The following is a 20663-nucleotide window of genomic DNA, read 5'->3' as shown; positions in this document are numbered from 1 at the left end:
AGATAGCTGCATTAAGCCACTATCGCAGGAAAACTTGTACAACTTTATGATTATGTATAACTATCAGAAGTCATACGGATCTCTATGGCACAGCCCAAGACATTCAGCACCAGCCCATTTTCCAATGCTTGCTGTCGCGCAACTCGCGCCAGTCGAGCAACGTCACACGAGCGCTGTATACAGCCTCAAGCTCAATCTGAATGGGTATCCCCTCCTCATCACAGAGCAGCTTGGTGACGAGAAAATGCTTTTCCCGATCAGTCGGCGCACAGGCCGTCCATTTGGAGAGCTGCAGCTTGCGAGGGTTGAATTTATTCATGAGCGCTCTCAGAAAAATGTACATATTAGTGAAAACTGTACAAGTTTATCAGACTGCCCACCACTGAGCAGATCCACTAAGGCTTAGGGCTTGCCATTGATATGCCACGGCAAAGAATGCGGGCGAAGTAGTGCTCGGCCGGCCCCTCCCGGCATAATGCCGCTCTTTGGCAACCCCTTTGATCGGAGGATGCCGGCAAATCCCACCTTCTGGAAATGCCCGATGAACCCCACCGAAAGCCTCAAGGATTACAAGCGCGTGCGCACGCTGGCGATCCGTTCGTTGTTCGAGATCATCGAACAGTCCAGCGAAGGCACGGTGATTGTCGACCGTGACGCAAACATCGTCTGGATGAACGAACGCTACGCCCGGCGCTTCGGCCTGAACTCGGCGCAAGAAGCCATCGGCCGGGCGTGCGAGAGCGTGATCCCCAGCAGCCTGCTGCGCGAAGTGGTACGTACTGGCCGACCGATTCTGTTGGACATGCAGGACACGCCCAAGGAGCCGCTGGTGGTGATGCGCCTGCCGATCCACGACAGCGCGGGCGCGGTGATCGGCGCCATCGGTTTTGCCCTGTTCGATGAATTGCGCAGTCTGTCGCCGATGCTCAAGCGCTACCTGAGCATGCAGGAGGAACTGGCCTCCACCCGCTCGCTGTTGCGGGCACGGCAGACTCGGTACAACTTCGCCCACTTCATCGGCACCAGCAGCGCCAGCCTGGAGGTCAAGCGTCGTGCCCGGCGCAGCGCCAGCGCCGATTCGCCGGTGCTGTTGCTCGGCGAAACCGGGACCGGCAAGGAACTGCTGGCCCAGGCAATCCACGGTGCTTCGCCGAGGGCGCACAAGGCGTTCGTCAGCATCAACAGCGCGGCGATCCCGGAGGCCCTGCTGGAAGCCGAGTTTTTCGGCACCGCCCCGGGCGCCTTCACCGGCGCCGACCGCAAAGGCCGCGCCGGCAAGCTGCAGATCGCCCAGGGCGGCACACTGTTCCTGGACGAAATCGGCGACATGCCACTGCCGCTGCAAAGCAAACTGCTGCGGGTCTTGCAGGAAAAAGAATACGAACCCGTGGGCTCCAACGAGGTGCTGCAAAGCGACGTGCGGATCATCGCTGCCACGTCCATGGATCTGGAAGCGGCGATCAAACGCGGAGAATTTCGCGCCGACCTGTATTACCGCCTCAATGTGTTGCCGATCCAGGTCCCTCCGCTGCGCGAACGCCTGGATGATTTGCCGGCCCTGAGCGAGGCGATCCTCGAAGAACTGCGCAGCCAGCACGAACTGGACCGCGACGCACTCGACCTGCTGGGGCAACACGCCTGGCCGGGCAACATCCGGGAGTTGCGCAATGTGCTGGAACGAACCGCGCTGCTCAGCGACGACCTGCTGCTCACTGCCGCCGATATTCGAGCGGCCATTGGGACTTTCACGCCGGTCACCCGGGCGTTGAATCCACATCAGGAACCGCTGCCGCAAGAAACCTTCAGCCAGGCCCGGGCACGATTCGACCGCCACTTGATCGAAACCACCCTCGCGCAATGCGGCGGCAAGGTAGTTGAAGCGGCCGAGCGGTTGGGGCTGGGGAGGTCGACCTTGTATAAGAAAATGGTGGCGCTGGGGATTGCCGAGTCTCAATAAAGAGACGCATATCTCTAGATATAGACAGCTCCTTTTGAGCGCTTCGCGCTCATCGCGAGCAGGCTAGCTCCCACAGTGGACCGTACTTTACTGACGAACTCGGTCAACCTGTGGGAGCGAGCCTGCTCGCGATGAGGCCAGCACAGCCCCTAAAAATCTCCAAACGGAGACAAAACCCTCGAACCACTCCCACCAAAATCAATAATTTCCTTATATTTCAATAAATTACATACCTGGCACAAAACTCGCTAAAGCCCTCCGCACCGCTTCACCACAAAAATAACAATCCAGGAGACACACCATGAGTGTGATCATTGCCTTGGCAGCCCTCACGCTGCTGATGGTGGCCGCCTACCGTGGCTACAGCGTTATCCTTTTTGCCCCCATCGCCGCCCTCGGCGCCGTCCTGCTCACTGACCCTTCCGCCGTCGCGCCTGCTTTCACCGGGGTGTTCATGGAGAAGATGGTCGGCTTCATCAAACTGTATTTCCCGGTGTTCCTGCTCGGCGCGGTGTTCGGCAAACTGATCGAGCTGTCGGGTTTCTCCCGCTCCATCGTCGCGGCGGCGATTCGCCTGCTGGGCACGCGCCAGGCCATGTTGGTGATCGTGCTGGTATGCGCCTTGCTGACCTATGGCGGCGTGTCGCTGTTCGTCGTGGTGTTCGCGGTGTATCCGTTCGCCGCCGAGATGTTCCGCCAGAGCAATATTCCCAAGCGGCTGATCCCAGCCACCATTGCCCTTGGCGCGTTCTCGTTCACCATGGACGCCCTGCCCGGCACACCGCAGATCCAGAACATCATCCCCAGCACCTTCTTCAACACCACCGCCTGGGCCGCGCCCTGGCTGGGTGTGATCGGCACGATCTTCGTGTTCAGCTTCGGCATGCTGTTCCTGCAACGCCAGCGCAACAAGGCCCAGCGCCTAGGCGAAGGCTACGGCACCGAACTGCGCAACGAGCCGGAGACTGCCGAAGACATCAAGCTGCCCAATCCCTGGCTCGCCATTTCGCCGCTGTTGGCGGTCGGGATCATGAACCTGCTGTTCACCCAGTGGATTCCCCAGTGGTATGGCAAGACCCACAGCCTGGCGCTGCCGGGCATGACCACACCGGTGACCAGCGACATCGCCAAGCTCACCGCGATCTGGGCCGTGCAGGCCGCGTTGCTGGTGGGCATTGTCCTGGTGCTGCTGTTCGCCTTCAGCACCATTCGCAGCAAGCTGGCCGAAGGCAGCAAGAGCGCGGTGGGCGGTGCGCTGCTGGCGGCAATGAACACCGCTTCGGAATACGGTTTTGGCGCGGTCATCGCGTCCTTGCCGGGTTTTCTGGTGCTGGCCGACTGGCTCAAAAACATCCCCAATCCACTGGTCAATGAAGCCGTGACCGTGACGCTGCTGGCGGGCATCACCGGTTCAGCCTCGGGCGGCATGAGCATCGCCCTGGCAGCGATGTCCGAAACGTTCATCAGCGCCGCCAACGCCGCCAACATTCCCCTGGAAGTGCTGCACCGGGTCGCGTCCATGGCCAGCGGCGGCATGGACACCCTGCCCCACAACGGCGCAGTGATCACCCTGCTGGCGGTGACCGGTCTGACCCACCGTGAAGCCTACAAAGACATTTTCTGCATTACGCTGATCAAGACCCTCGCGGTGTTCTTCGTGATCGCTGTGTTCTACGCCACTGGCATTGTGTGAGGCTCCCCATGACAACCCCTCTTTCGGGCAAGACCGCCCTGGTCACCGGCTCTACCAGCGGCATCGGCCTGGGCATCGCCCTGAGCCTTGCCAAGGCCGGCGCCAACCTGATCCTCAACGGCTTCGGCGATGCCTCGACGGTGATCGCCGAGGTGAAACAGTTCGGCGGCAAGGTCGGCCATCATCCGGCCGATGTCAGTGATCCGGCGCAGATCGCCGACATGCTCGCTTACGCCGAACGGGAGTTCGGCGGCGTGGACATTCTGGTGAACAACGCCGGTATCCAGCATGTGGCCGCCGTGGAAGATTTTCCGGTGGAGCGCTGGGACTCGATCATCGCCATCAACCTGTCCTCGGTGTTCCATGCCACGCGCTTGAGCCTGCCGGGCATGCGCGCCAAGGGCTGGGGGCGGATCATCAACATTGCCTCGGTGCACGGCCAGGTCGGCTCGGTGGGCAAGGCCGCCTACGTCGCGGCCAAACACGGGGTGATCGGTCTGACCAAAGTGGTCGGCCTGGAAACCGCCACCAGTAACGTGACGTGCAACGCCATCTGCCCTGGCTGGGTGCTGACACCGCTGGTGCAGAAACAGATCGACGACCGCATTGCCACGGGCATCGACCCGCAACAGGCACAGCATGACCTGCTGGCCGAAAAACAGCCTTCCCTGGAATTCGTCACCCCGCCGCAACTGGGGGAACTGGTGCTGTTTCTGTGCAGCGAAGCCGGCAGCCAGGTACGCGGCGCGGCGTGGAATATTGATGGTGGGTGGCTGGCTCAGTAAATCGCTTGCGATCCCTTGTGGCGAGGGGACTTATCTGTGGGAGCAAGGCTTGCCCGCGATGGCCGCACCGCGGTTTAACAGCTAAACCGCGTTTTCGTTCATCGCAGGCAAGCCTTGCTCCCACAAGTCGGGGATAAATCCCCTCGCCACATGATTGGGTCGCTCTATAGTTCGTGTGTACATAAAAGAAAAAGAGGCACCCCATGTCCGACATCCTCTGGCAACCCACCCCCGATCGCATCGCCCAGTCACGCATGGACGCCTTTCGCCGGTTCATCAACGAACGGCATCAGCTGCAACTGAGCGATTATCCGGCGCTGCACGCCTGGAGCATCGACCAGCGTGAAGCCTTCTGGCAGGCCATCGTCGACTTCTTCGAGATCCGTTTTCACCAGGCGCCCAGCGATGTGCTGGTCGAAGGTGAGCAAATGCCCAGCGCCCGGTGGTTTCCCGGGGCGACACTGAATTTTGCCGAACACCTGCTGCGCCGGCGCGATGACGCCGTGGCCGTGGTTGCCCTCGACGAAAGTGGCGGGCAAGAACAACTGACCTGGGCCGAACTTGCCGCCCACGTCGCTGGCCTGCAAAAAAGCCTGCAAGCGGCAGGTGTGAGCAAGGGCGACCGGGTAGCCGCGTGCATGCCCAACACCTGGCAGACCCTGGTGGGCATGCTCGCCACCACCAGCCTGGGGGCGATCTGGTCGTGCTCCTCGCCTGACTTCGGCACCCACGGGGTCATCGACCGGTTCGGCCAGATCGAGCCCAAGTTGCTGATTACCTGCGCCGGTTACCGCTACGCCGGGAAGGTCATCGACCAGCGAGCCAAGGTCAACGAAATCCTCGAGCGCCTGCCTTCGCTGCAGCAATTGATCATCCTGCCCTACGCATGCCCTGACGCCCGCGCCGAAGACTTCAAGACAACGGCCAGCGTCGCGTTGTGGAGCGACTTCTACCGCTGTGGCGGCGAACCGGCGTTCGTTGACGTGCCGTTCGATCATCCGCTGTACATCCTCTATTCCAGTGGCACCACCGGCGTGCCGAAGTGCATCGTCCACAGCACCGGCGGCGTGCTGTTGCAACACCTCAAGGAACATGGCCTGCATGTGGACCTCGGCCCCGAAGATCGCCTGTTCTACTACACCACGTGTGGCTGGATGATGTGGAACTGGCTGGTGTCGGCCCTCGCCGTCGGCAGTGCGGTGGTGCTCTACGACGGCTCGCCCTTTCACCCTGGTCCCGAGCGCCTGCTGGACCTGATCGACCAGCAGCGCATCAGCGTATTCGGCACCAGCCCCAAATACCTGGCGGCCCTGGAAAGCCAGGGTTTGAAACCGCGACAGACCCATGACCTGGGCAGCCTGAAAACCATCCTGTCCACCGGCTCGGCCCTGGCGCCCCATAGCTACGACTACGTGTATCGCGACTTCAAGACCCAGGTGTGCCTGGCCTCGATGTCCGGTGGCACCGACATTGTGTCGTGCTTCGTCAATGGCAATCCGTTGTCCGCCGTTCGCCGTGGCGAGATGCAGGGCAAGAGCCTGGGCATGGCGGTGCAGGTCTGGAACGAGGCAGGCCAGGCGGTCATCGGTGAGAAGGGTGAACTGGTCTGCACCCGGCACTTCCCGGCCATGCCCATTGGCCTGTGGAATGATCCGCAGCAGGAAAAGCTAAGGGCCTCCTACTTCAGCCAGTTCCCCGGTGTGTGGGCCCAGGGGGACTACGCCGAGGAACTGCCTCACGGCGGTTTCTTGATCCACGGGCGTTCGGATGCAGTGCTCAACCCCGGTGGCGTGCGCATCGGCACGGCGGAAATCTATCGGCAGGTGGAAAAGGTCGAGCAGGTGCTGGACAGCGTTGCCATCGGCCAGCAATGGCAGGGTGATGTGCGCGTGGTGCTGTTTGTGCGCCTGCGCGACGGCGTGACCCTGGATGAGGCCCTGGAGCAACAGATCCGCCAGGTGATCCGCGCCAATACCACGCCGCGTCATGTGCCGGCGAAGATCCTGGCAGTCAGCGACATCCCGCGGACCATCAGCGGCAAGGTGGTGGAACTGGCGGTGCGCAACGTGGTGCATGGGCAGGTGGTGAAAAACACCGATGCCCTGGCCAATCCCGAAGCGCTGGAGCAGTTCAGGGATCGGCTGGAACTGACCACCTGAGGTTAAAGCCTTATGGGCCATCTGGCCTCATCGCGAGCGGGCTCGCTCCCACATTGGTCGGTGGTGAACACAGGATTGGCAATCACCATCGATTCCCTGTGGGAGCGAGCCTGCTCGCGATGAACGACAACGCGGTAGCCTGTAGAACCATCAATCCATCAACCCCCACTCACCCGCCGCCGGATCGGCCGGGGGCACCGCTGCCCCCGACTCGGCATGCAACTTCAGGCGCAACCGCAGGTTGTTCGCCGAGTCGGCGTTTTTCAGGGCTTCCTCCTCATCGATAGCACCCTCCACCACCAGGTTGTACAGGGCGTGATCGAAGGTTTGCATCCCGAGTTCTTCTGACTTTTCCATGATGCCCTTGAGCTCACCGAACTCATTGCGGCGGATCAGGTCGGCCACCGTGGGCGAGCCCAGCATGACCTCCACCGCGGCCCGGCGCTGGCCGGTGCGAGTGCGCACCAGGCGTTGCGACACGAACGCCTTGAGGTTGTTGCCCAGATCATTGAGCAGCTGCGGCCGGCGTTCTTCCGGGAAGAAATTGATCACCCGGTCCAGCGCCTGGTTGGCATTGTGAGCATGCAGGGTGGAGATCACCAGGTGCCCGGTGTCGGCGAATGCCAGGGCATGCTCCATGGTTTCGCGATCACGAATTTCGCCGATCAGCACCACGTCCGGTGCCTGGCGCAAGGTGTTCTTCAGGGCGGCATGAAAGCTGCGGGTGTCGACACCGACTTCCCGTTGATTGATGATCGATTTCTTGTGTCGATGGATATACTCCACCGGGTCTTCGATGGTGATGATATGGCCGCTGCTGTTGCGATTACGGTAATCGATCAGCGCCGCCAGGGAAGTCGACTTGCCCGACCCTGTCGCGCCGACGAACAGCATCAGCCCCTGTTTCTGCATGATGGTGTCCAGCAACACATTTGGCAGTTTCAGGTCCTCGAACCGCGGGATGTCGAGCTTGACGTTGCGGATCACCATGGACACGTCATTGCGCTGCTTGAAGATATTGACGCGAAACCGCCCGACCCCAGCCAGGGAGATAGCCAGGTTCATTTCCAGTTCTCGATCGAACTCAAGCCGCTGTTCGGCGTCCATCAAAGACTCGGCGAGCCCGGCGATGTCGCCCACCTTGAAGGGCTGGTTGCTCAAGGGTTTGAGCACCCCCTCGAAACGCGCGCACGGCGGCGCACCGGTGGACATATAGAGGTCGGAGCCATCCTGGCTCGCCAGGATGCGTAACAAGGGATCGATTTCCATGGCCTGATTGACTTCCGCGAGACTTCAATGAAACAAGCTGACCCGATGAGCAAACCTTTCAGACCAACCCGCGCTTACCTTCTTCAGAGGATAGTAGACACCGTGACTGCGACACGATTTGCAGGGCTAGCGTGATGAACGCAACACCCGCCGGCATTGACGTACAGAGCCTGTTGGCCCGACGTGACTGGGCCAACAGCCCGCTGGGCACTGCCCAAACCTGGCCCCAGAGCCTGCGTACCGCCCTGGACATCGTGCTCCACTCGCCGCTGCCGATGTCCGTGCTGTGGGGGCCACAGCTGATTCATTTCTACAACGACGCCTTTACCCGACTGACGGGCGACAAACACCCCCAGGCGTTCGGCCAGCCGACCCATTCAGCATGGCCCGAACTCGAAGATCTGAGCGGGCCGATTTATCACCGCGTGTTGCAAGGCCACATGCACACCTGTCGCGATCAGCAATGGCGAGTGCCCTTCGCCGGCCGCCTCTGCGATGTCTGGCTGGACCTGACCTACAGCCCCGTGCGCGATGAAGACGGCGCCGTGGCCGGTATTCTGGTCACAGCCATCGAGACCGGTGAACGACGACGCCTGGCCCTGGAGTTCGAGCGACGCTCAGAAGCCAGCCTCAAGGCCCAGCAGGAAAGCGAGGAACGCCTGCAACTGGCCCTGGCCGCTGCCGATACGCTAGGCACCTGGGATTGGGACATCAGCGAAGACCGCTTTGTTGCCGACGAGCACTTCGCGGTGCTGCATGGCGTCGACCCGAACCTGTCGCGCCAGTTGCCCATCAGCGCTTACCTTGAAGGCGTGCATCCCCAGGACCGGGCCATGGTCACCCGCAGCATCAAGCATTGCATCACCCACAGCACTGAATACGCCGAGGAGTACCGTCTCCTGCGGCCTGACGGCGAACTGCGCTGGGTGTTCGTGCGCGGTCGCTGCTACAAGGATCGCCATGGCCGGCCCAAACGCTTTCTCGGCGCGGCCCTGGACCTGACCGAGCGCAAGCGTACCGAGCAGGCCCTGCGCCAGAGCCAGACCGAACTGCAACTGATCATCAACGCCATGCCGATCCTTATCAGCTATGTGGACCGGGAAGAACGTTTTCGCCTCAACAACAGCGCCTATCTGGATTGGTATGGCCTGACGCCCCAAGAGCTATATGGCAAGACAATTCGCGAAGTGCTCGGCGATTCAGCCTACGCCGCCCGCGCCGAGCAGATCGCCGACGCCCTGGCAGGCAAGCCGTGCAGCTTCACCGTGCAATCGGATCACCGCGACGGCCGTCCCCGCCATGCCTTGATCAACTACCTGCCGCGCCGTGGGGCCGATGGTGCGGTGAACGGTTTCTACATCTTTGTGATCGACGAGACCGAGCGCAAGAAAACTGAAGAGGCCCTGCGCAACCTCAACGAGACGCTCGAAGAACGCGTCATCGCCCGCACCCAGCAACTGGCCGAAGCCAACCACCGCCTGCAAAACGAGATGTTCGAACGCGAACGTGCCGAGGAGGCGCTGCGCCACGCCCAGAAGATGGAGGCCGTGGGTCAGCTCACCGGCGGCATTGCCCATGACTTCAACAACATGCTCACCGGCATCCTCGGCAGCCTCGACCTGATGCAACGCTACATCGCCAGCGGCCGCATCGCCGAGATCGGTCGTTTCACCGAAGCGGCCGTGTCCTCGGCCAACCGTGCGGCGGCCCTGACCCACCGCCTGCTGGCGTTTTCCCGACGCCAGTCGCTGGACCGCAAACCGCTGGACCCCAATGACCTGGTGCGTTCACTTGAAGACTTGCTGAGCCGAACCACCGGCGATCACATCGTGCTGCGCCTGCAGTTGGCCGATGAACTGTGGCCGGTCAGCACCGATGCCAGCCAGTTGGAAAACGCCCTGCTCAATCTGGTGATCAACGCTCGGGACGCCATGCCCGAGGGGGGCGAGTTGACCATCGAAACCGCCAACGTCTACCTCGACGGGAATGACCTCAGTGCCCTGGAACCGGTCAAGGCCGGTGACTACGTGATGATTGCCGTCAGCGACAATGGCAGCGGCATGACCCCATCCGTGCTGGCCAAGGCCTTTGATCCGTTCTTCACCACCAAACCCATCGGCCAGGGCACCGGTTTGGGCTTGTCGATGATCTACGGGTTTGCCCAACAGTCGGGTGGCCTGCTGAGCCTGGACAGTGTGCCGGACCAGGGCACGCGGGTGCAGTTGTACCTGCCGCGGCTGTACGTCGCGTCTGTCCAGCAGACTGCGGCGCCGGTAGCGCTGGATGCACCGGCCGCCGTCGCCGGTGAAACCGTGTTGCTGGTCGAAGACGAACCGGCCGTGCGCATGCTGGTGCTCGATCTGCTCGACGCCCTGGGTTACACCACCCTTCAAGCCCAGGACGCCAAGGCTGCCCTTGGGCTACTGGAGTCCAGCCAGCGCATCGACTTGCTGGTGACCGATGTCGGCCTGCCAGGCATGAATGGCCGGCAACTGGCGGAAATCGCCCGTCAGCATCGGCCCGATCTGAAGGTGCTGTTCATGACCGGTTATGCGCAGAAGGCCACCGAGCGCCAGGGCTTTCTCGAGCAGGGCATGGATATGGTTGCCAAGCCCTTCAGCCTCGATCTGCTGGCGAACAAGATTCGGACGATGATCAACCATGACGCCTGACTTGAGGCATAATCGCCGCCCCGTCGCACCGTTCAGGTCACTGCTGCAATGAAAGCCCAAGCCCGCCATATCCTGGTGAAAACCGCCGAAGAAGCCGAACAGCTCAAGCAACGCATCGCCAAAGGCGAAGCCTTCGATGTACTGGCCAAGAAATACTCCACCTGCCCCTCGGGCAAACGCGGCGGTGATCTGGGTGAAGTGCGGCCCGGGCAGATGGTCGGTGCGATCGACGCGGTAATCTTCAAAAAGCCCCTGCGGGTGGTGCATGGGCCGATCAAGAGCAAGTTCGGCTATCACCTGGTGCAGGTGTTCTACCGGGACTAATGATCGAGCCCGCTCCCACAGGTGCTTCGCGGCCCCTTCAGTCCTTGGGCATCAACGCCCCCGGCACCTGGATGACCCGGCTCGCCAACAGATGTCCAGCCTCGGCGGCCTCCACCGGGCTGCCACCGAGCAGGCGGCTTGCCAGGTAAGCAGCACTGAATGAATCCCCCGCCGCCGTCGTGTCCACCACCCGCTCCACTCGCTGGGCCGGAATCTCGAAAGACTCACCATCACAACAGATCAGACAGGGCTCGGCACCGCGCTTGAGCACCACTTCCGACGTGCCCAACTGCGCGTACGCGGCGAACACCTCAGCGCTGTCGGCATAACCGAACAGCGCCTGCTCGTCGTCCACCGTCAGCAGCGCCAGCTCCACGTAAGGCAATACACTGCGATAGGCCGCACGGGCTGCATCCACTGATGCCCAGAGCCTTGGCCGGTAGTTATTGTCGAACACCACCTCGGCCCCGCGCCGGCGGGCCTGGATCAGGGTTTCGATGAGCTTGCCACGACCTTGCTCACCGAGCACGGCCAGGGTGATGCCGCTGAAGTACAGCACGTCGTAATCCGGCAGCGCCGCCAGGATCGGTGCGGCGGCCGGGGTGGTGAAGCAATCACGCACCGCCGCCTCATTGCGCCAGTACAAAAACCGCCGCTCACCCGCCGCGTCGGTCTGGATGCAATACAAACCCGGCAAACGACCGGGCAGGCGCTGGACCCGATCCAGGCCGATATTTTCGGCGGCCCAGCTCTGGCACATGGCATCGCTGAAACTGTCGTCGCCCAAGGCGGTAACGTAATCCACCGCGCCCTTGTCACCCAGGGCGCGGGACAGGTACACAGCGGTGTTCAGGGTGTCGCCGCCGAAGCTTTGTTGCAGACTGCCATCGGCGCGCTGCTGCAGTTCGATCATGCACTCGCCGATCAGGGCGATGCGAGGTTTTGGGTTGGGGTAGCTCATGGGCGATCCTGATATTTCGATAGTGTCTGCCAGGCCGCTATCGCGAGCAGGCTCGCTCCCACAGGGGATATTGGTGAACATAAATCCTCTGTTCACAACCGCCCCCACTGTGGGAGCGAGCCTGCTCGCGATAGCCGCGACTCGGTTTCAAGGCTAGAAACAAGTCTCCATGCTCTCGACCACCCGCAACTGCTCATCCACCAGGCACGCCACCCGCCACTTGTCGAAAGTCAGGCACGGATGCGACGTACCGAACGAGATGATGTCGCCTACCCGCAGTTCCACCCCGGTCGCCACCGTCATGAACGCATGCTGGTCCATCACCGCCGTCACCTTGCAGCCGGCCAGGTCCTGCCCCGCTATGGAGTCGGAGCCGGGTTGGTAACGCTTGAGCGGCACCGGCAGCCCGGCGTCATAGGCCACGTCGCGTTTACCCAGGGCGATCACCGCAAAGCCGGGTTCAGGCAGCGATTGCACGTGGGCCCAGACTTCCAGGGCCGGGCGCAGACCTTCGTGCAGGTCGCTACGCCGTTCCAGCACGCAGCACTGGGCCTCTTTGTAGATGCCATGGTCATGGGCCACGTAACTGCCAGGACGCAGCACACTGAGGAAACGTCCGTGGGCGTTCCGCGCCTCGAAAGACTCGGCAATCAGGTCGTACCAGGCTGAACCCGAGGCGGTGATGATCGGCTTGTCGATGGCGAACGCACCGTTGTCCTGCAGTTGCACCGCCAGCCCCACCAGGGATGCGGCAAACGCACGGATGCCACTGATGGCGTGGTCACCATGGATCACGCCTTCGTAGCCTTCGATACCGGTCAGCGCCAGCGCCGGTTGCGCCCCGATCGCCTCAGCCAGGGCCAGCACCTCGGCCTCGGTCCGGCAGCCACACCGGCCACCCACCACACCGTATTCGATCATCACGTTCAACTTCGCACCGCGAGAGGCAAAGAACGCGCCCAGCTCGGCAACGTTGTCGGGATGGTCGACCATGCAATGGAATTCGAACGCGGGATCTGCCAGCAGATCCGCGATCAGCGCCATGTTTGGCGTGCCCACCAGTTGGTTGGCCATCAGCACCCGGCGCACGCCATGGGCGTAAGCGGCACGGGTCTGCACTGCCGTGGCCAGGGTCAGTCCCCAGGCGCCGGCCTCGAGTTGGCGGCGAAACAGCGCCGGGGTCATGCTGGTCTTGCCGTGGGGCGCCAGTTCGGCACCACTGTCCGTGACGAATTTTTGCATCCAGCCAATGTTGTGCTCCAACGCTTGGCGATGCAAAACCAGCGCCGGCAGGCTGATGTCGCGCAGCAGGTGATCGCCCGCTTGGGCGGCCCCCTTCTCCACGGCAGCGTTATGAATGGCAGAAGACATGTTCACACTCCTCACACAGCCGCGGCTGTCTATTCATTGATGCGACGGGCCAGGTTGTTGGCGCTTTCGATCAGCACCCGGCGGTAGTCGGCGTAGTTGTTCTTGGCGTCGGCCCGTGGGGCGACGATGCACAGGGTCGCGATGGCCACGCCATTGGCGTCTTTGACCGGCGCGGCGAAGCAGTGGGTGAAGGTGTCGGCCACACTGTCGAAGGAGAAAAATCCATCGAGCCCGGCCTGGCGGATCTCCGCGAGAAACCGCTCCAGGGGCAGGCGCTCGCCGTCCGGCAGGATGAAGTCGTCGGGGTCGATCAGGTCGACGATCTGCTGGTCACTCAGATGCGCCAGCAGCAGGCGTCCGGATGCGGTCCAGGGAATCGGCGCGTTCTCGCCGATGTCCGAGGAAATGCGAAAATGCCGCTCCCCCTCCTTCATCAGTGCCACCGTGTATTTGCGCCCGTTGAGCAGGCACATCTGGGCGGTTTCCCGGGTCTGGCTGACGATTTCCTGCAAGGCGTGATCGGCCTCGCGACTCAGGTCGAAATGCCGCAGGTGCGCTTGCCCGAGAAAGTACAACTGGCGGCCCAGGTAGACGTGGCCGTCCTTGCCCACCGGCTCCAGGATGCGTCGCTCCAGCAGCGACGCCACCAGTTCGTAGACCGTGGACTTGGGGCTGCCGATGCCGCTGGCGATGTCATTGGGGCGCAACGGCTGGCCGATTTCCTTGAGGAAATCGAGGATATCGAACGCCCGGTCCAACCCTCGGGCCCGGCGTTTGATGGTGTCTTCGGTCATGTCTTGGGTTCCCATTCAATTGGCCGGGAGTTTAACCAGAGTGCTGCACCGCCTGATAGATTGCTATCGCAGGCAAGCCTTGCTCCCACAGGAGTTTGCATTGCCTTGTGGGAGCAAGGCGTGCCCGCGATGAGTCCTCAGTGACTCAAGCCTTTTTCTTGTAGGCGATGCAATCAATCTCAACCTTGCAATCAACCATCATGTTCGCTTGCACACAAGCCCTGGCAGGGGCATGTTCGGGGCTGAAGTATTCACCAAATACTTTGTTGAAACTCCAGAAATCCCGCGGATCTTCCAGCCATACGCCGCAGCGCACCACATCTTCAAGGCCGTATCCAGCTTCTTCAAGAATCGCGATCAGATTCTTCATCGTCTGGTGGGTCTGCTCGACGATCCCGCCGACAATAATCTCGCCGTTGACCGCCGGCACCTGACCGGACACGTGCAGCCAGCCGTCGGCCTCAACGGCTCGGGCGAAGGGCCGTGGCTGACCGCCGCCTGCGGTGCTGCCGGTGCCGTAGCGCGTAATGCTCATGGGTGTTTCTCCTTGCCTGTATCAATCAGAGGTTCAATAAAATTAAAAACGGGTGTTCTTGAGAAACTCAGCCAGTCGTGGCGACTGTGGCCGTTCGAACAGTTCTTTCGGTGGGCCCTGTTCTTCGATGCGGCCCTGGTTCATGAACACGATCTTGTCGGACACCTCGAAGGCAAAACGCATTTCGTGGGTCACCAGCAGCATGGTCATGCCGTCTTCGGCCAGTCCCTTGATCACGTTCAGCACCTCACCCACCAATTCCGGGTCCAGGGCCGAGGTCACTTCATCGAACAGCATCAGGCTGGGGTTCATGGCAATCGCCCGAGCGATCGCCACACGCTGCTGCTGACCGCCGGACAACTGACCGGGAAAATGATTGCGCCGTTCCAGCAAGCCGACCCGCTCCAGCCATTTCTCGGCCAGGGCCACGGCTTCGTCCTTGGGTAGCTTTTTCACCTTGAGCAGGCCCAGGGTGACGTTCTGCAACGCCGTCAAATGCGGGAACAGGTTGAATTGCTGGAAGGCCATGCCGGTCATGGCCCGGTGCCGGGCGATGACTTTTTCCGGGTGGCGCACGCGCTTGCCGCCCACCTCGTCATAGCCGATGGCCTCGCCATCGAGCACGATCTGCCCGCCCTGGAACTCCTCAAGCATGTTCACGCAACGCAGCAACGTGGTTTTGCCCGAGCCGCTGGAGCCGATCAGGGTGACGACATTGCCGCGCTGCATGCTCAGGTCCACGCCCTTGAGCACTTCCACCGGGCCGTATTGTTTGCGCAGACCGCGAATGTCCAGCAGCGGTTGAGCATTGGTAGAGGTCGAAACATCAGTCATGGCAAGGCCACCCGCTTTTCAATGTGCCGCCCGAGCAATTCGATGGCGTAGTTGATGATGAAAAAGAGAAAACCGGCGAACAGGTAAAACTCCAGGGTCATGAAGGTCCGGGCGATGATCTGCTGAGTGCTGAGCAGCAGTTCGGCAACGCCGATCACCGACAACAGGGTCGAAGCCTTGACGATTTCGGTGGAGGAATTGACCCAGGTCGGCAAGATCTGCCGCAGTGCCTGGGGCAACAGCACGTAACCCAGCGCCTGGAAAAACGTCAGGCCGATGGCCTGGCTTGCCTCCATCTGCCCACGGGGCAAGGCCTGCAAGGCCCCGCGCACGATCTCGGCCACATGGGAGCCGCAAAACAGTGTCAGGCCCAAGGCACCAGCCTCGAATGCGCCGATTTGCCAGCCCAGGGCCGGGGCCATGTAGAAACAGGCCAGCACCAACACAAACACCGGAGTGCCGCGAATCACGTCGACGTAGAAACGAAACGGCGCGCGCATCCAGAAGCGACCGTAAGTCAGCACCAGCCCGGCGAACAGGCCGATCAGCGTGCCTAACAAAATCGCCAGTACCGAGCACTGCACGCTGGTCAGGAACCCGGCCCACAGCGTCTCCCGGGCGACCCACAACTCATGCAACCAACTGGGGGATTCGTACATGGAACACTCCTAACGGCGGATCGCCAGACGCTGCTCGAAATAACGCAGCAGCATGGCAATGAGGTAACAGGCCGCGACATACAGGGCCGTGGTCACCAGCCAGGTTTCGATCACCCGGTAGCTCTCCACGTTGATCTTGCGGGCGTAATAAGTCAGCTCCGGCACAGCGATCGCTGCCGCCAGTGAGGTGTCCTTGAACAGCGAAATGAAGTTGTTCGACAACGCCGGCAACACGTTGCGCAGCATCACCGGCACGGTGACGTAGGCCTTCACTTGCCACTCGCCCAAACCGATGGCCAGCCCCGCTTCACGCTGGCCCTTGTGAATGCTCAGCAGCCCGCCGCGGAACACTTCGGTCAGGTAGGCCCCGGCGTACAGCGAGAGCGTGATGACGAACGAGGGAATTTTGTCCAGGCGAATACCCAGGCTTGGCAAGGCGAAGTAGATCAGCAGGATCAGCACCAGGATCGGCGTATTGCGGATCACCGTGACATACACCGAGGCCAGCACCCGCAACACGCGGTGCTTGCTCAGCAGCGCGAACGCCATCAGCAGGCCGATCACGCAACCGATGGCGATCGACACCAGCGCCAGGGAAAGCCCCAGGCCGAGCCCCGCCAGCAAGGTGTCGAAATCGCGCCAGACGGCGGCAAAGTTCAACTGATAATTCATGGTCGGCAGTACCTTCAACGGGGCGCCCTCAAGGGCGCCCCGGGCTCACGGGATCATTTGAATTCGACGGGGAAACCGATGGCCGGCGACGGCAACTCGACGCCGAACCATTGCTTGAACGATGCCGCATAGGTGGGGAATTCCACGCCGGTCATGGCTTCATGCAGGGTGGTGTTGACGAAGTTCAGCCAGTCCTGGTCGCCGCGCTTGACCGCGCAGGCATAAGTTTGCGGGCTCCAGGCGTAGGCCGGGCTGCGGTAGCGACCAGGGTTCTGCACCATCAGGTACTTGACCGAAGACTGGTCGGTGGCAGCGGCATCGGCACGGCCGGAGTTCACCGCCTGATACATCAGATCAACACTGTCGTACTGGTCGACCTTGGCCTTGGGCAGCGCCTGGTGCACCAATTCCTCGGCGTAGACGTTCTGCAGCACAGCCACGGTGACGTCATCGCCGGCGGCCTTGAGGTCTTCGATTTCCTTGTACTTGCTGTTGGCCGGCAGCAGCAGGCCCACGCCTTCGCGGTAATACGGCAGGGTGAACGCCACTTGCTGGGCACGACTGGCGGTGACGGTGATGAACTGGCAGCTCATGTCGACCTTGTCGGTCAACAGGTTCGGAATGCGTGCATCGGACGACTGCACCACAAACTCGACTTTCTCCGGGTCATTGAACAGACCCTTGGCCACCATTCGTGCGATGTCGATATCAAAACCCTGCAACTTGCCATCCGCTCCCTGGAAGTGCCACGGCGCATTGGTGCTGCCCGTGCCCACGATCAATTTCCCGCGCTGCAGCACGCTATCGAGCTTGCTGTCCGCCGCCTGAGCGACACCCATGGCAGCCGTCGTGGCCGCGAAGATAAAAACACACGCTTTGAACAAGGAAGGTCGGCGATGCATGGCAAGCACTCCTGAGTCAGTTTATTCCGCTATACCGGAACTTAGTATGTAACAACGGAATAGACAGCAGAAAGTGTGCCACAGGCATGCGGTGTATGGATAAGGAAAATGGAAAACCAATGAAATCAAAAGGATGGCACGCCCAGACGTTTCAATAGGAACGCGGGCATCTGCGCAGGGACTGCTACTGTTGGCTACAGCTTCGGGTAGCAAGGCCCCAGACAGGGAGCAAGTGAGGCTTTTGCGCACCAAAAGGGAGCCGTTCAACTGTCAACTCTGACAGTAGCGATGCCCGGCCGTGTTGCTTATGGTTGCAAACACCCTATCGATGAAGGGAAACCCGCCATGAGTTCGTTCATCACCCACATCGCCTCATCAAAGGACTACCGCACGGCTCTCAAGACCTGGCGCCCGGTAGTCTTCTATTTCGGCCACCCCTACTGCTACGCCTGTAGCTGGGCCGAGCCGCTGTTTTGCAGCGTTGCCGAGACATTCAAGGATCGGGCGGTGATCTACAAATTGAGTACCAGCGAATCGCCCCGACACCCGGACGTTACCGGGACACCCACGGTGCTGTTTTATAAGGATGGGAAGTTACGCCGCAAGCTCAAGGGCGTCGGTGATCAGGCCTCGCTGACCCAGAACTTTGCCGAACACATCGGCCGAACCAAACCCAGACGGCCGCGTCGTTCGCCTCGCCGTGACTTGCACTGGTTGCACGAGCAACTGCGAACCTTGTGCCTGGTCTCTCGGGCACGGGGACTCCAAAGGTTGCGGCGAGGAAAGCCGGGCGCCTACCGCTTGGCCGCCTCGTCATAAACCTGACCGCGCTCGCGCTTACCAACCGCAATCACTGTAACAACTAGCAAATCATCTACCACTCGGTAAACCAATCGATAGCCGGCGCTACGTAACTTGATTTTATAGGCGTTGCCCAGCCCATGCAGACGGTCTGCCTGGACATGCGGATTCACCAGTCGCTCCTCGAGCTTTTTCTTGAATTGCTCTTTGAGTGTTGCACCCAGTTTTGCCATTCCTTCCAGGCTTTATCAGAAAATTCCAACTCATAGGTCATCAAGAGAAACCTTTATCGTTGGATCATTTTCACGCTCGCGGCAAAGAGCAACCAGCTCCAGATCTTCAAGCCGATCCATCATGGCTTCATATTCTCGAGCGGGGACGCAATAAAATGCCGGCTCATTGCGGTTGAGGATTGCTACGGATAATCCTCCACCGGCAGCAACAGTGCCCATCGGATTTTTCTTGAGTTCGGAAATGCTGGCTACAACTTGAGAAAGTACAATATGTGTCATGAGGTGAGTCCTTGAGCACTCTTAATGGCGCTAAAAATAGCACTCTAAAACACCTCTTATCACAGTTCAGCGTCCGCAAAACCTCACTCTGGACAACATCCGCAAATCCCCGTCGCGGTAATAATCGTCCGTCCAGCTGTCATCCACCGCCAGTGGCTTGACCTGCTTGAGCGCCAGTTTTTTCGCGAAATAGCGAAAGCGGTAATGCTCGTAGAAGCGCAGCAGGTCAAGCCCGTAGCGGTCGGCCAGGTCGGTGTCGCCCTGAATGATCAGGTAGTTCTCGTCGTTGCCGCTGCTGGCCGCGGCGCTCAGGTTGTGGCTGCCGCTGATGATGGTCGGCGTGTCGCTGGTGAAGTCGGTGACGACGGCTTTGGTGTGCACCAGCAGATTGCCTTTCTGGCCTTTCATGTTTTCCCTGAGCCAGCCCTCCAGGCCGGTATTGAGCAGCGCGGTGGCGGCGAATTCGGCGGTGCGGTCGGCATGAAAGCCAGTGATGCGGCTGGTGGTGTTCTGCAGGCCGTAACGCAGCACGTCGTCGTTGGGTTGACCGAGCAAGGCATCGAGGATCCGGTCGGGCAAGGCGAAGGCCGTGACGAACAGCAGGTCCTTGCGAGCGCCATTGATGATATCGACGAAACGATCCAGGTCGCCCTCTCCCGTACGCGGCGAGAACCCGGTGAACAATGGCTCCTCGGGTACCATGGGGTTGTTCCGGTTGATCCACTGCCGCGTGGCCCCGACGTCCTCGGGTGCGGCCCAGATCTGCTCGAACACCTGCCGATAGCTGTCGCTGACCCGCGCGTCGTCCAGCACATGAATAACGTTGGCCTGGCGGTAGACGCCGTTGGCAGTGAAATTGGTGCTGCCGCACAGCACGGCCTCGGGGTGAAATGAACCGGTGTCGTCGACCTTGCTCAGCACGATGAACTTGTCGTGGAAAATATTGTGCGTGACGCGCCCGCGCTTGTTGGCCGCCGGCAGCGCTACCAGACTGGCTTCGTTGCGCAATGTGCCGTCGTCTCCCGGCTCAGCGTGGTACAGCACCCCTACCCGCGCCCCCCGTGCGAAAGCGGCGTTCACAGCCTCGACGATCACCGGCAGTTCATATTCATAGATGGCGACGTCCAGGGCCCAACTGGCGTTCAGGGCCCGGTCGATAAAACCGGTCAAGCGCCCCAGCAAACCGTTTTCCAGCCAGCGGCGCGGCGCGTCGGGCCAAGCATCGATGGACAGGTTTTTGTTGGCGTCGATCAGCGCATCCAGCTCGGGAAATTTGCGCTGGAAGGCCTGGCTCGCGGCCACGGCACGATTGAAGATGACCCCCTGGTTGCTTGGCTGACCATCGTCACTGGTCACTGACACCTCAAGTGATTCCCCCAGTTGCGGCGCGTCAGGGCTGCCATAGGCCAGGTGCACGCGGTAGTGAATTGCCACGCCTGGGTTGATGGCGTAGTCGGCCCAGCGAAATTTCTGCAACGGTGCTTTATCGCTCGGCGTAGCGCGAAATTGCGGGAACGTGTGCACCTTGTCGGGGAAGGTCAGGCTGTTGAACAGGAACAGCCAGGGCTTGGCGCCGTGCTGCTTCTCGATGGCAAAGCCGAGCAAGCCCTTGCGCCGGGGTTCGGCCAGGTCCATGGCGAGCAATACACCGTTGGTGCCAGCGTAGGCCTTGACCCGAAAATCGTCCTGGGCGTTGGTGACGAGTACGCGCATGGTTCACTCCTGTGAGGTCTGGCTGAGCATAGAACAGCGATGCTTATTGA

Annotated in this window: 19 protein-coding genes and 1 pseudogene; 7 read left to right on the top strand and 13 right to left on the bottom strand. The window is 61.1% G+C overall.

Going from position 1 to position 20663, the window contains the following annotated elements; translation table 11 throughout:
- Positions 1-103: 103 nt before the first annotated feature.
- Positions 104-319 carry a TIGR02450 family Trp-rich protein gene (locus tag PSEUDOMOFG3G_RS08915; protein ID WP_139049661.1) on the bottom strand — a complete coding sequence of 72 codons (216 nt, stop codon included), beginning with the start codon at positions 317-319 and terminating at the stop codon, positions 104-106.
- A gap of 222 nt (positions 320-541) precedes the next feature.
- Here PSEUDOMOFG3G_RS08915 and PSEUDOMOFG3G_RS08910 point away from each other — a divergent pair, with 222 nt between their 5' ends.
- The 4 genes from PSEUDOMOFG3G_RS08910 (at position 542) to PSEUDOMOFG3G_RS08895 (ending at position 6594) form a co-directional block, all read left to right on the top strand.
- Complete coding sequence (locus PSEUDOMOFG3G_RS08910) at positions 542-1957, top strand: sigma-54-dependent Fis family transcriptional regulator (RefSeq protein ID WP_139049660.1); 1416 nt, start codon at positions 542-544, stop codon at positions 1955-1957.
- Positions 1958-2258: 301 nt separating this feature from the next.
- Entirely contained in the window at positions 2259-3650 is a 1392-nt protein-coding gene (locus tag PSEUDOMOFG3G_RS08905; protein ID WP_047227845.1) for a GntP family permease, read from the top strand.
- An 8-nt stretch (positions 3651-3658) separates the two neighbouring features.
- A complete protein-coding gene (gene hbdH / locus PSEUDOMOFG3G_RS08900) occupies positions 3659-4435 on the top strand; it encodes a 3-hydroxybutyrate dehydrogenase (protein ID WP_076384048.1) in 777 nt (258 codons plus the stop codon).
- Between the two features lie 203 nt (positions 4436-4638).
- Positions 4639-6594, top strand: coding sequence for an acetoacetate--CoA ligase (locus PSEUDOMOFG3G_RS08895; RefSeq protein ID WP_139049659.1), 1956 nt, complete (start codon positions 4639-4641; stop codon positions 6592-6594).
- Between the two features lie 150 nt (positions 6595-6744).
- Here the strand turns inward: PSEUDOMOFG3G_RS08895 and PSEUDOMOFG3G_RS08890 are convergent, their stop codons facing one another.
- Positions 6745-7863, bottom strand: coding sequence for a PilT/PilU family type 4a pilus ATPase (locus PSEUDOMOFG3G_RS08890; RefSeq protein WP_047227842.1), 1119 nt, complete (start codon positions 7861-7863; stop codon positions 6745-6747).
- Between the two features lie 134 nt (positions 7864-7997).
- Between PSEUDOMOFG3G_RS08890 and PSEUDOMOFG3G_RS08885 the strand changes: the two genes are divergently transcribed.
- Entirely contained in the window at positions 7998-10535 is a 2538-nt protein-coding gene (locus PSEUDOMOFG3G_RS08885; RefSeq protein WP_139049658.1) for a PAS domain-containing protein, read from the top strand.
- A 48-nt stretch (positions 10536-10583) separates the two neighbouring features.
- Positions 10584-10859: a peptidylprolyl isomerase gene (locus tag PSEUDOMOFG3G_RS08880; protein ID WP_019690952.1), complete on the top strand. Its 276-nt coding sequence runs from the start codon at positions 10584-10586 to the stop codon at positions 10857-10859.
- A 37-nt stretch (positions 10860-10896) separates the two neighbouring features.
- Here PSEUDOMOFG3G_RS08880 and PSEUDOMOFG3G_RS08875 read toward each other — a convergent pair whose 3' ends face one another.
- From PSEUDOMOFG3G_RS08875 to PSEUDOMOFG3G_RS08840, 8 genes are all read right to left on the bottom strand, one after another.
- On the bottom strand, positions 10897-11820 hold the full coding sequence (locus PSEUDOMOFG3G_RS08875) for a sugar kinase (RefSeq protein WP_047227840.1): 924 nt from the start codon (positions 11818-11820) through the stop codon (positions 10897-10899).
- Between the two features lie 153 nt (positions 11821-11973).
- The gene (locus PSEUDOMOFG3G_RS08870) at positions 11974-13191 is read right to left on the bottom strand and encodes an amino acid deaminase (RefSeq protein ID WP_139049657.1); all 1218 of its coding nucleotides are present in this window, start codon (positions 13189-13191) and stop codon (positions 11974-11976) included.
- A gap of 29 nt (positions 13192-13220) precedes the next feature.
- Positions 13221-13985: an IclR family transcriptional regulator gene (locus PSEUDOMOFG3G_RS08865; protein ID WP_047227838.1), complete on the bottom strand. Its 765-nt coding sequence runs from the start codon at positions 13983-13985 to the stop codon at positions 13221-13223.
- A gap of 145 nt (positions 13986-14130) precedes the next feature.
- A complete protein-coding gene (locus PSEUDOMOFG3G_RS08860) occupies positions 14131-14520 on the bottom strand; it encodes a RidA family protein (RefSeq protein ID WP_047227837.1) in 390 nt (129 codons plus the stop codon).
- Positions 14521-14562: 42 nt separating this feature from the next.
- A complete protein-coding gene (locus tag PSEUDOMOFG3G_RS08855; protein ID WP_047227836.1) occupies positions 14563-15354 on the bottom strand; it encodes an amino acid ABC transporter ATP-binding protein in 792 nt (263 codons plus the stop codon).
- Entirely contained in the window at positions 15351-16013 is a 663-nt protein-coding gene (locus PSEUDOMOFG3G_RS08850; RefSeq protein WP_047227835.1) for an amino acid ABC transporter permease, read from the bottom strand. The genes PSEUDOMOFG3G_RS08855 and PSEUDOMOFG3G_RS08850 overlap by 4 nt, the downstream gene beginning before the upstream one ends.
- A 9-nt stretch (positions 16014-16022) precedes the next feature.
- Positions 16023-16685 carry an amino acid ABC transporter permease gene (locus tag PSEUDOMOFG3G_RS08845; protein WP_047227888.1) on the bottom strand — a complete coding sequence of 221 codons (663 nt, stop codon included), beginning with the start codon at positions 16683-16685 and terminating at the stop codon, positions 16023-16025.
- A gap of 53 nt (positions 16686-16738) precedes the next feature.
- Positions 16739-17587 carry a transporter substrate-binding domain-containing protein gene (locus PSEUDOMOFG3G_RS08840; protein ID WP_047227834.1) on the bottom strand — a complete coding sequence of 283 codons (849 nt, stop codon included), beginning with the start codon at positions 17585-17587 and terminating at the stop codon, positions 16739-16741.
- 345 nt (positions 17588-17932) lie between these two features.
- On the opposite strand from PSEUDOMOFG3G_RS08840, the gene PSEUDOMOFG3G_RS08835 reads away from it, so the two are divergent.
- Positions 17933-18406 (top strand): thioredoxin family protein, encoded by a 474-nt coding sequence (locus PSEUDOMOFG3G_RS08835; protein ID WP_139049656.1) that lies wholly within the window; start codon positions 17933-17935, stop codon positions 18404-18406.
- Here the strand turns inward: PSEUDOMOFG3G_RS08835 and PSEUDOMOFG3G_RS08830 are convergent.
- From PSEUDOMOFG3G_RS08830 to PSEUDOMOFG3G_RS08820, 3 genes and pseudogenes are all read right to left on the bottom strand, one after another.
- A pseudogene (locus PSEUDOMOFG3G_RS08830) lies at positions 18382-18662 on the bottom strand (type II toxin-antitoxin system RelE/ParE family toxin). The gene PSEUDOMOFG3G_RS08835 and the pseudogene PSEUDOMOFG3G_RS08830 sit on opposite strands and share 25 nt — an antisense overlap.
- A complete protein-coding gene (locus PSEUDOMOFG3G_RS08825) occupies positions 18652-18900 on the bottom strand; it encodes a type II toxin-antitoxin system Phd/YefM family antitoxin (RefSeq protein WP_107322657.1) in 249 nt (82 codons plus the stop codon). Before PSEUDOMOFG3G_RS08825 ends, PSEUDOMOFG3G_RS08830 begins: the two are co-directional and overlap by 11 nt.
- Positions 18901-18966: 66 nt before the next feature.
- Positions 18967-20613: a phospholipase D-like domain-containing protein gene (locus PSEUDOMOFG3G_RS08820; protein WP_139049655.1), complete on the bottom strand. Its 1647-nt coding sequence runs from the start codon at positions 20611-20613 to the stop codon at positions 18967-18969.
- Positions 20614-20663: the final 50 nt, after the last annotated feature.

It is taken from the genome of Pseudomonas sp. FG-3G, assembly GCF_901007645.1.
GTDB lineage: Bacteria > Pseudomonadota > Gammaproteobacteria > Pseudomonadales > Pseudomonadaceae > Aquipseudomonas > Aquipseudomonas rhizophila.
This window is presented reverse-complemented; position numbering and strand designations above follow the sequence as displayed.